This window comes from Microbispora sp. NPDC088329 (assembly GCF_040685655.1).
GTDB lineage: Bacteria > Actinomycetota > Actinomycetes > Streptosporangiales > Streptosporangiaceae > Microbispora.
Genome location: NZ_JBFBIP010000027.1, coordinates 109409 through 121571, shown reverse-complemented (window position 1 = coordinate 121571; position 12163 = coordinate 109409). Strand labels below are relative to the sequence as shown.

Annotated in this window: 3 protein-coding genes; all 3 read left to right on the top strand. The window is 73.7% G+C overall.

The genetic code is table 11. The features are described from left to right. On the top strand, positions 1 to 873 hold an 873-nt coding region (locus AB0O28_RS35045; RefSeq protein ID WP_363646875.1), incomplete at its 5' end, for an arabinofuranosidase catalytic domain-containing protein. A gap of 808 nt (positions 874 to 1681) precedes the next feature. Beyond that, complete coding sequence (locus AB0O28_RS35040) at positions 1682 to 6664, top strand: amino acid adenylation domain-containing protein (protein WP_363646874.1); 4983 nt, start codon at positions 1682 to 1684, stop codon at positions 6662 to 6664. Beyond that, positions 6661 to 12033 carry an amino acid adenylation domain-containing protein gene (locus tag AB0O28_RS35035; RefSeq protein WP_363646873.1) on the top strand — a complete coding sequence of 1791 codons (5373 nt, stop codon included), beginning with the start codon at positions 6661 to 6663 and terminating at the stop codon, positions 12031 to 12033. Before AB0O28_RS35040 ends, AB0O28_RS35035 begins: the two co-directional genes overlap by 4 nt. The last annotated feature ends 130 nt before the right edge of the window (positions 12034 to 12163 follow it).

Here is a 12163-nt window from a genome sequence, read left to right as displayed (position 1 = left end):
GGCAACGGTCCCTGGATCATGGCCGACCTGGAGAACGGCCTGTTCTCCGGCGTGAACCAGCACTACAACGCCAATGACCCGAGCATCAGCCACCGGTTCCTGACCGCCATCATCAAGGGTGAGCCCAACCACTGGGCCATCCGGGGCGGCAACGCCCAGTCGGGCGCCCTGTCGACCTTCTACAACGGGGTGCGGCCCAACGTCGCGGGCTACAACCCGATGAAGAAGGAAGGCGCCATCATCCTCGGCATCGGCGGCGACAACAGCGTCGGCGCCCGGGGCACCTTCTACGAGGGCGTGATGACCTCCGGTTATCCGTCGGACGCCACCGAGAACGCCGTCCAGGCCAACATCGTCGCCGCCGGATACTCGACGTCGGGCGGCGGCAACCCCGGAACCGGGACCCTCACGCCCGGCTCGTCGATCTCACTGCGCGCCACGACCTCCGGCTACACCGACCGCTACATCCGGCACCAGAACGACAGCGTCGTCACGTCGGTGATCACCTCGTCCAGCTCCACGTTGGACAAGAACGACGCCACCTGGATCGTGCGCAGCGGCCTGGCCAGCGGCTCGTGCGTGTCGTTCGAGTCGAGGAACTACCCAGGCGACTACCTGCGCCACCAGAACTACCAGCTCTACCGGCAGCACAACGACGGCAGCTCGCTTTTCGCCTCCGACGCGACGTTCTGCCCGCAGTCCGGGAAGAACGGCCAGGGCACGTCGTTCGCGTCGTACAACTTCCCGAGCCGGTTCATCCGTCACTACAACAACACCGTCTACATCGCGAGCAACGGCGGTTCGAACTCCTTCGACAACTCCACCGCGTGGAACGACGACGTCAGCTGGGTCGTCTCCCAGCCCTGGGCATAGGAGTTTCTGACAGATAATCGCCGGTCGCACGCGTAGATCCAGGTGGATGCGTCGCCAGACGGAAGAGGAGGTCGGAGCGGAGCCTCCGGCCGACGACGACCCGGGCCCGCGGAAGTTCCGAACCTGCGACGGAATTTCCGCGGGCGGCAAACGCGGCGAGGCACCGCCTGGGCCACGCGCGGCAGGGCACCCGGCCGCGCGTCGGCCAACGCACGGGAGGCGACCGTCGGGTGGGTCACCACGAGGGCCTTTCCGCTCGGCCGGAAAGGCCCCTGCACGCATTGGACCGACGCCGGACCGCTGGCGGCTTGCCGGACCGAAACGAACAAAGAGTCCGGACCACCGTGAACCGGTTCAGCCGCAGCATCCCAGCCCGCGTGCGTGTCGACACTACCGGGCGCGGCAGCGATGACCAGGCCGTGCTCGAATCGAGTCATACACGAGGCGAAGAGCATTATCGAATCCTACGGGCGGGCCATTCGCTAGGAGCTCCGGGGATCGCCGCACGCCCCGGCCGCCAGGCCCGGCAGCAGCGGAACCAGCGAGCAGAGCACTCGGCCGGGGAACCGGCGGCGAGCGCGAACCCGGCCGCGGCGCGCCGGCCGCAGCGCTCGCCCTGAACGGCTTCCCGCCTTCGGCGCTGGGGTTACGCCCCACAGTCAGAGAATCGGACGGTAACGCGTCCGACTCGTTCCGATATCACTGGGATAACAGAACGATCTTCGGTCTAACTTTTCCGAGGCGCCGTTTGTGACGATGCCCGCGTGCGATCCATGCACCGCCTTCCTTCAACAAGAGGAGATCGCAGGTGGCCGGCACCCTTGCATCGATCGAACCGGCCCACAAGGCCTTCGAACGGCAGGCGCGACGAACCCCGCACCGCATCGCGGTCGTCTCCGGAACGACCCGCACGACCTACGCCGATCTCAACGCGCAGGCCAACCGGATAGCGCACGAACTCCTCTCCCGCGGAGCCGGGCGGGGCTCGGCCGTCGGCGTGTGCCTGCACCGCGACGAGAACCTGATCGCGGCGCTGCTGGGGGTGTGGAAGACCGGCGCCGCGTACGTGCCGCTGGACCCGGCCTATCCGGCCGACCGGCTGGAATTCATGGTCGAGGACGCCGGGGTGACGCACACGGTGACCTCCGCCGAGCCGGCCGGGCGGCTGCCGCGGCACGAACTCGTCCTGCTCGACGACATCGGCGACCGTCCGGACCGGGATCCGGACCTGCCGGGCGACCCGGCCGACCTGGCCTACGTGATCTACACCTCCGGATCGACCGGCCGCCCCAAGGGCGTCGCGATCGAGCACCGCAACGTCATGACGCTGCTGCGCTGGGACGCCGGCTATTTCACCGCCGAGGAGCTGTCCGGATTCCTGGCCTCCACGTCGGTCTGCTTCGACCCGTCGGTCCCCCAGCTCTACCTCCCGCTGCTGCTGGGCGGCACGGTGATCATGGCGGACAACCCGCTCGCGCTGCACACCCTGCCCGCCAGGGACGAGGTCACCATGATCAGCGCCGCGGCCTCGGCGCTGACCGCGTTGCTGCGTGAGCCGCTGCCGCCGAACGTGCGCACGGTCCTGTCCAGCGGCGAGCCGGTGAGCCGGGCCCTGGCGGACCGCGTCTTCGCCAACCCCGGCGTGCGGCGCATGGTGAACCTGTACGGCCCCACCGAGTGCACCGTGCACTGCTGCGCGCACGAGATCGCCAGGGACGAGCCGGGCGAGCCGCCGATCGGCACGCCGTACGCCTGGTCGGAGCTGTCGGTGCGGGGCGCGGACGGCGAGGCGCTCGGCGACGGCGAGCTCGGCGAGCTGTGGGTGGCCGGGCCGCTGGTCGGCCGGGGCTACCTGAACCGGCCGGAGCTGACCGCCGAGCGGTTCGTGACCGACGCCGGGGGCGTGCGCCACTACCGCACCGGCGACCTGGTCCGCAGGGAAGGCGGCCTCTACTTCTACGAGGGCCGCATCGACGACCAGGTGAAGGTCGCGGGTTTCCGCGTCGAGCTGGGCGAGGTGCGGGGCAGGCTGGAACGGCACCCGCTGGTGAACCAGGCAGTCGTGCTCGCCCCCGCCGACGAGGAGGGCACCCGCAGGCTCGTCGCGTACGTCGAACCGGCCGGGCCCGGCCTCGACGACGCGCGGCTGCGGTCCTGGCTGCGCGAATGGCTGCCCGACTACATGATCCCCGCCAGGATCGTGTTCCTCGACGCCATCCCGATCGGCCCCACGGGCAAGGCCGACCGCTCCCGCCTGCCCGAGGTCTTCTTCCACGAAGACACCGAGCGGCAGCGAGACGACACCGAGCGGCAGCGGGACGACATCGAAGGGCGGGGCCACGTCGCGCCACGCGACGACGTCGAGCGGCGGATCGCCGCCATCACCGCGGAGACGCTCGGCGTCGAACGGATCGGCGTCCACGACCACTTCCTCGACCTCGGCGGGCACTCCCTGGCCGCCGCGAGGATCTGCGCCGGGATCGAGCAGGCGTTCGGTGTGCGCGTCGCGCTGACGACGTTCCTGGCCCGGCCCACGGTCGCCGAGCTGGCGGCATACGTCGCCGAGAGCACGCCGGGCACCGTGACGCCGCTGGTCCGCCACGCCGGCCGGACCCGCTATCCGCTGCTCGCCTCCCAGCGCGACAAGCTCATGCTGCGCCAGGTCAGCCAGAACCCGCACGCCACCGCGATCGCCTTCCGGCTCGGGCTGCGCGGCCTCACCTCGGCGGAGCCGCTGCGGGCCGCCCTCGACGCGATCGTGCGGCGCCACGAGGCCCTCCGCTCCGTCGTCGTCGACGACGTCGCCACCGAGGTCAGGCCCCCGGCGCCGGTGCCGCTGGACGAGCACCGCCCGGCCTCGCCCGCGGAGGCCGACGAGCTGCGGCGGGCGGCGGTCGCCCACGACTTCGACCTCGCCGGGGACACGCCGCTGCTGCGGGCCACCCTGCTGTGGTCCGGGCCGGACAGCGCGGAGCTGGTGCTGCTCACCGACCACACCGCGTTCGACGGCGCGTCGCTGGGGGTCGTCATGCGGGAGATCCTCGACGGGCTCGCCCACGACGGCGATGTCCTCCTGCCGGAGCCGCCGCTGCAGTTCGGCGACGTCGCGCTGCGCGAGCAGGAGACCGCACGGGACACCGAGGCGTTGCGGGCCTTCTGGGCCGAGGAGCTCGCCGGGGCGGTCCCGCCGTACGAGCTGCTGCCCCGCGGGGACGACCGCCCGAGCCGCCTGCGCGGGGAGCGCCTGGTGCGCCGGCTGGATGCGACGACGGCCGCGCGGGCCGGCGAGCTCGCGGCCGGCTGCGGCGCCACGCCGTTCGCCGTCTACCTGACCGCGCTCGGCATGCTGGTGGCCGGGCTGACCGACCGGCGGGACGTGGTCCTCGGCGCCGCCGTGGCCGACCGCGCCGCCCCGGGTCTGGAGGGCGTGGTCGGCGTGCTCGTCGACGTGCTCCCGGTGCGGCTGCGCCTGGACGACGGGCTGTCGCTGCGCGCGGCCGTACGGCACGCGGGGGCCGCGACCGCCCGTGCGATGGACCACAGGGGGCTGAGCGATCAGGAGCTGACCGAGGCCGCGGGCGTCGAGCGCCCGCCCGGCCGGGTGTCGACCCCCGTCGTGCTCTCGATGCAGCCGCCCGAGGTGCCCCTCCGCCTGGACCACGGGGACGTCGGGGTGGACCTGATCGGCGAGCTCGACGCGGGCAGCGTCCAGGTGCCGTTGATCGTCTACGTCAACGCCACGGCGGCCGGGCCCGAGCTGCAGGTCGAGTACGACCTGGAGCATCTGGACCGGGCCGCGGCCGAGTCCCTGACCGGCCGTCTGGTCCGCCTGCTCGACGACGCCCTGGCACACCCCGACCGGCCGCTGTCGGCGTTCGAGGTGATCGGCGCGGAGGAACGGTCGGCACTGCTGGCCGCGGGCACCGGTGCGCCGCTGCCCGCGGACGCGCCGCCGACGGTCGTGGAGGCGGTGCTGGACCAGGCGGCCCGTCGCCCGCACGCCCCGGCGGTCGCCGACGGCGAGGGCGTTCTCACCTACGGCGAGCTGGCCGGCTGGGCGCGGCGGGTGGCCGCGGCGCTGGGACCGGAGGCGGCGGGCTCCTGTGTGGGCGTGTGCCTGCCCCGCGACCGCCATCTGCCCGCCGCGCTGCTGGGCGTGCTGCTGGCCGGCGCGGCGTACGTCCCGCTCGACCCCGGGCACCCGCTTCGGCGGCTCCGCGAGCAGGTGGACGACTGCGGCGCCAAGGTCATCGTCGCGGCGGGCGAGGGTCTGCCGGTGGCCCGGAAGCTGGGCGGCGTCGTCGTCGACCTGGCTCGGCTGCCCTCGCCGGAGGTGGTGCCGGACGGCGTGGAGGTGGACCCCGGCGATCTCGCCTACGTCCTCTACACCTCCGGCTCCACCGGCAGGCCCAAGGGCGTGGAGATCACCCACGCGAACCTCGCGGCGTTCGTCGCCTCGATGACGATCACTCCGGGGGTCCGGCCGGACGATGTGATGCTCGGCCTGACGCCGTTCTCGTTCGACGTGTTCGGCTTCGACGTGTGGGTGAGCCTGTGCGGGGGGCTGCGGCTGGAGCTGCTCGGCCGCGACGAGGCGCTCGACGGGCGGGCCGTCGCCCGGCGGATCGAGGAGACCGGGGTCACCTTGATGACCGCGACGCCGACGACGCTGCGCATGCTGGCCGCCTCCGGCTGGCGGGGTGCTCCCTCCGGACGCGGCGGGCACGTGCGTGCGATCAGCATCGGCGAGGTGCTCGACCCGGCCCTCGCCGGCGAGCTGCTGGACCGCGGGGTCGAGCTGTGGAACGCCTACGGCCCCACCGAGACCACGATCTACTCCACGATGATCCGGGTGACCGCGCCGGTCGGCGACCGGGTGTCCATCGGCCTGCCGCTGCCGGGGGAACGGGCGTACGTGCTCGACCGGGCGGGGCGCGTGCTGCCCGCCGGGGTGACCGGCGAGCTGTGGATCGGCGGCGCCGGGGTGGCCAGAGGCTACCGCGGCAGGCCGGACCTGACCGCCGCCGCCTTCACCGACGACCCGCTCGGCGCTCCCGGTGACGATCCGGCATACGGGCGCCGCTACCGCACCGGCGACCTGGCCCGCTGGCGGACCGACGGCACGCTCGACTTCCTCGGGCGGCGCGACGGGCAGGTGAAGGTCCGCGGCCACCGCATCGAGCTGGGCGAGATCGAGACCGTGCTCCGCGAGACCCTGCTTCGGGCGGTGCCCCACGAGAGCGCGGCCGACGCGGTCGTGACCGTGCGCGGCGGCGACCATCTGGTCGGCTACCTCGCAGCTCCGGAGGGGGTCGACACCCGCGAGCTGGAGCGGCGGCTGGGCGACCGGCTCCCGGACTACATGGTCCCCCGCCGCTGGGTGCTCCTGGACGCCCTGCCCGTCACGGCCTCCGGCAAGGTGGACCGCACCGCCCTGCCCGAACCCGGCGGCGACGCTCCACCGGAGCCGCCCGGCACAGAGGCCGAACTGCTGGTGTCCGAGGTGTGGAGCGCCGTGCTCGATCGCCCCGTGGAGGGCCTGCACGACGACTTCTTCGCCCTCGGCGGGCACTCCGCCACCGCCGCTCTCGTCGCGGCCCGGCTGAGCGACGCACTGGACCTGACCGTGCCGGTGCGCCTGCTGTTCGAACACAGGACGCTGGCCGGCTACGCCGCCGGCATCGAGGCTCTGCTCCTGGCCGACATCGAGGAGACGCCGAATCCGGAGGAGACACCGCGCCTGGAGGAGACACCGCGCCTTGAGACGCCGCGCCTGGAGGAGACGCCGTGACCATCAGCGACGAGCGCAGAAGCGCCCTCGCCGGCCGGCTCGCGGCGGCCCGCCGCGCCGCCGCCCGGGCCGTCCCGGCGATCCCCGTCAGGAACAGGGACGGCGGCCCCGCTCCCCTGTCGCCCGCGCAGGCCCGGCTGTGGTTCCTCGCGCAACTCGACGACCTGGCCGCCTACAACGTGCCGACCGTCGTACGGCTGCGCGGCCCGCTGGACGTCCCGGCGCTGCTGGGCGCCGTACGGGATCTCGCCGACCGGCACGAGGTGCTGCGCAGCCTGTTCACCGACGCCGGTGCGCTCCCCGTCGACGCCGAGCGGGTGCCGGTCACGGTCGAGGACCTCGACGACGACACTCCGCTCGAAGCACGGCTGCAGGAGGAGCTCGCCCGCCCCTTCGCGCTGCACGCGCAGCCGCCCGCCCGCGCCCTGCTGCTGCGTCTCGGCGCCCGGGAGCACGTGCTGGCGCTGACCGTGCATCACATCGCCTTCGACGCCTGGTCGCGCAACCTGGCGCTGAACGAGCTCGCCGCCCTGTACGCGGCACGGCTCGGGCTCGCCGATCCGCCCGAGCCGCCGCAGGTCCAGTACGCCGACTACGCGGCCTGGCTCGCCGGGCAGCCGGAGGGCGACCTGTCCTGGTGGACCGGACGGCTGGCCGGGCTCGAACCGGTCCTCGATCTGCCGGTGGACCGGCCACGGCCCTCGGTCGCGGACTGGACGGGCGCCACCGTCCCGGTGCGGCTCGCGCCCGCGCTGACCGCCCGGGTGCGGGAGGCCGCCGCAGAGACCGGCTGCACGCCGTTCATGGTGCTGCTGGCCGCCTGGCAGGAGCTGCTCGGCCGGGTCTGCGGCACCGACGACGTGCCGGTCGGCGTGCCCGAGTCGGGACGGCTCCACCCCGGCACCGCGCCCATGCTCGGCTGCTTCGTCAACACGCTCGTCCTGCGGGGCGACAGGTCCGGCGAGCCGACCGGCCGCGAGCTCCTGGCCCGGACCAAGGCCGCCGTGCTCGACGCGCTCACCCATCGCGACGTGCCCTTCGACCGGATCGTGGAGCACCTGCACCCCGAGCGCAACCTCGCCACCACGCCGATCTTCCAGGTGCTGCTCAACGTGCTGGAGGACGGCCCGCGGACGCCGGACTTCCCCGGCCTGACCACCGAGCAGGTGCCGTTCGGCCTGCGGACCACCAAGTACGACCTCAACCTCGCCCTCGACAACATGGGCGAGACGTACGAGGGCGAGCTCGCCTACCGCGTCGACCTGTTCGAGGAGGCGACCGCACGGCGCGTCGCGGGCTGGTACCCGACCCTGCTGGAGGGCATGCTCGCCGGCCTCGACGCGCCCGCGGCGGCCGTGCCGCTGGAACCGGTGACCGGGCCCGTCGTCTCGGGCACGCGGACGCCGATGGACCTGACCCGGCCGCTGCACGCGGTCGTCGGCGACCACGCACGCCGCACGCCCGGCGCGACGGCGGTGGCCGACGCCACGGGCTCGCTCACGTACGGCGAGGTGGACCGGCTCGCCAACCGCCTCGCCAACCGCCTGGTCGCGGCAGGGGTGCGGCCGGACGAGCCGGTCGGCGTCCTGGTCGGCCGCCACCGCGGGCTGGTTCCGGCGCTGGTCGGCGTGCTGCGCGCGGGCGGGGCCTACCTGCCGATGGACCCTCTCTATCCCGACGACCGCCTCGGCCACATGCTGGAGACGGCCGGCGCGCGGGTCGTGCTGGCCGACCCCGAGCACGCGGGCCGGCTCCCCGGCGCGCTGGTGCTGCCCGAGCTCCTCGCCGCCGGGCCCGAGGATCCTCCGGACGTCGAGGTCGCCCCGGACCACCTCATCCATGTGATCTTCACGTCCGGCTCCACCGGACGGCCGAAAGGCGCCGGGATCGAGCACCGGTCGGCGCTGCACTACCTGCACGGCCTGGCCGAGCTGGTGCCCGACGTCCACGAGTCGTACGGCGTGGTCTCCACCACCGCCGCCGACCTGGGGCTGACCTGCCTGTACGGCGCGTTGTTCCGGGGCGCCGCGGTCCACCTCGTGGACCAGGAGACCGCGACCGACCCGGAGGCGTACGCCGCCTATCTCGCCGCGCGTCCCGTCGATGTGATCAAGATGGTGCCCAGTCATCTGGAGCTGCTGGCCGCCCACGGCGACCTCGCGCGGATGCTGCCGCGCCGGCTGCTGATCCTCGCCGGGGAGGCCACGTCGTGGGAGCTGGCCGAGCGCATCCGCGCGGCCCGCCCCGACCTGGAGCTGCAGATCCACTGCGGGCCGACGGAGACGACGGTCTCGGTGCTCGGCGGCCGGGCGCCAGGCACGCCCACCGGGGCGGGGTCGGTGCCGCTCGGCCGCCCGTTCCCCGGAGTGGACTGCTACATCGTCGACCCCGCCGGCCGTCCGCTGCCCGCCGGGGTGCCGGGCGAGCTGTGGGTGGCGAGCCCCAGCGTGGCCCGCGGGTACCTGAACCGCCCCGACCTCACCGCCCAGAGATTCGTCCCGGATCCGGTGACCGGAACGCGCCGCTGTTACCGCACCGGCGACCGGGTCCGGCTCAACGCCGAAGGGCTCGTGGAGTTCCTCGGCCGGGTCGACGACCAGGTCAAGATCAGGGGCTTCCGGGTGGAGCTGGGCGAGGTGAAGACCGCGCTGCAGGAGCAGCCCGGCGTCCGGGAGGCCGCGGTGCTGCCGGTCGGCGAGGGACACGCGCGGCGGCTGGCCGCCTGGGTCGCGCCCGCCACCGTGGACCTCGCCGCGGTGCGGGCCGGGCTGCGTGAGCGGCTGCCCGACTACATGGTGCCGTCCGCGATCGTCGTCCTCGACGAGCTGCCGCTCACCCCGCTCGGTAAGATCGACCGGGCCCGCCTGCCGGTGCCCGAGGCGGCGCCCGCCGGGGAGCGCGTGGCGCCGAGCACACCGACAGAGCTGCGGATCGCCGCAGTGTGGGCGGATGTCCTCGGCGTGGCGGACTTCGGCGTCGACGACGACTTCTTCGCGCTGGGCGGCGACTCCTTCCGCGCGGTCCGCGCCGTCCGGGAGATCGACCCGGCGCTGCGGGTGATCGACCTGTTCACCCGGCCCACGGTGCGTGAGCTCGCCGCCCACCTCGACGGCGGCGCACAGGCCCCCGCCGGGCTGCTGCACCACCTGGCGGGCCCGCGTACGGCGACCCGCACCCTCGTGTGCCTGCCGTACGGCGGCGGTTCGGCCGCCGCCTTCCGGCCGCTCGCCGAGGAGCTGGCCCGCCTCTCGCCCGGCACCGCGGTGGTCGCCGTCGAGCTGCCCGGGCACGACTCGGCGCGGCCGGACGAGGACCCCCTGCCGATCCCGGAGCTGGCCGGCCGCCTCACGGCCGAACTGGCCGCGATCCGCGGGCCCGTCGCGTTGTACGGCCACTGCGTCGGCTCCGCCGCCACGATGGAGCTGGCGCTGCGGCTGGAGGCCGCGGGGACGTCGGTCGCCGGTGTCGTCGTCGGCGGCAGCTTCCCCGACGCGCGGCTGCCCGGACGGCTGTCGGCCTGGTGGAACCGGAGGTTCCCCGCCCACCGCTGGTCCTCCGACCGCGCCCAGCGCGACTTCCTGCGCACGCTCGGCGCCGTGGACGACGACTTCGGCGACACCGGGATCATGCTGCGCGCCCTGCGGCACGACGTCGAGGAGGCGCAGGCGTGGTTCAGCCGCCACCTCGACTCCTCCGAGGACTCCACTGAGGACTCCACCGAGGACTCCACTGAAGACTCCCCCGCGTACGAGGAGCGCAGGCTGAAGGCGCCGCTGCTGTGCGTGATCGGCGAGCGGGACCGGTCGACCGAGCTCTACCGGGAGCGTTACCGCGAGTGGGGCGCGTTCGCCGAACGGGTCGAGCTCGCCACGATCCCCCGGGCCGGTCACTACTTCCTCAAGCACCAGGCCGAGACGCTGGCGCGGCTGGTCGGCGAGCGTCTGGACCGCTGGGCCGGCGGCGCCCTGCCCGATCCGGTGGGGCCGGTCGAGGTCGCGGGGCGAAGCGCCCGGCGGGACCTGCGCCGTTTCTACACCGTCGCGGCCGGGCAGACCGTGTCGCTGCTCGGCGCCGCCCTGACCTCCTTCGCGCTGGGCGTGTGGGCCTACCAGCAGAACGGCCGGGTGCTCGACTACGCCCTCGTCAGCATGCTCGCCCTGCTGCCGTCGCTGCTGGCGGCGCCGCTGGGCGGCGCGGTCGCCGACCGGGTGGACCGGCGGCTGGTCATGCTGACGTGCGACGGCGTCTCGGCCGTGGCCACCGCGGCCCTGGTGATCCTGCTCTGGCTGGGACGGCTGGAGATCTGGCAGGTCGGGATCATCGCGGGGCTGCTGTCGCTGGTGACGGCATTCCACCGGCCGGCGTACCTGGCGGCCGTCGCGCAACTGGTGCCCAAGCCGTATCTCATGCAGGCCAACGCGCTGGCCAACCTCGGCACCGGCCTCGGCATGCTCATCGGCCCGCTGGGCGGCGCCGCGCTCGTCGCGACGGTCGGGCTGCACGGCGTGGTGGCGGTGGACGTCGTCACGTTCCTCTTCGGGCTCGGCACGCTGCTGCTCGTCCGCTTCCCCGACCGGCTGTTCCGCCGCCTGGAGGAGTCCTTCTGGCAGGCCATCACCGGAGGGTGGCGCTTCCTCGTACGGCGGCGCGCATTGATGATCATGATCGGGTTCTTCGTCGTCGAGAACTACCTCGGCATGCTCGCCCAGGCCGTGACCGTGCCCGCGGTGCTGTCGTTCGGCGACGTCGCGGGTGTGGGCACGGTGACCGCGATGCAGGGCCTGGGCGCCGTGCTCGGCTCGCTGGCCATGGTGTTCTGGGGCGGCACGGAACGGCGCGCGATCGGCATGGTCGGCTTCGTGATCGGGTTCGGAGCCGGGGTGCTGCTCGTCGGCCTGCGGCCCTCGCTCCCGCTGGCCGCCTTCGGCGGGCTGGTGTCGTGGGCGTTCCTGAGCATGCTGAACGCGCACTGGCTCGCCATCATCCAGCTCAAGGTCGGGCTCGAGCTTCAGGGCCGGGTGCTGGCGACCAACCAGATGCTCGCCGTGTCCATGACGCCGCTGGCGTTCCTCACCGCGCCGGCGCTGGCCGACGACGTCTTCGGGCCGCTGCTCGTCCCGGGCGGCGCGCTCGCGGACACGGTCGTCGGCGATGTCGTAGAGGTGGGGCCTGGGCGCGGCGTCGCGCTGCTGCTGACCGTCTGCGGCGCACTGCTGATGCTGTGGGGCGCGCTCGGCCTGTGGTTCCGGCCGCTGCGGCGCATGGAGGACGCGCTGCCCGACGCGGTCGCGGGCGCCGAGATCGCCGAGGACCTCGACGCGGTCCAGGCCGAGGCCGACGCCCGGCTGCGGGAGGGCGCCCGGACCTAGCCTCCGCGGGGGCTTTCGGGGCCGCTACGTCCGACATCCGGGCGGTCGATGCCTACTTGACTTGTTCTGTCGGGTTTCAGTTAACGATCTCGCCGAGATTCACCCGATTCCCTGGCGTCCGGCCCTCGCG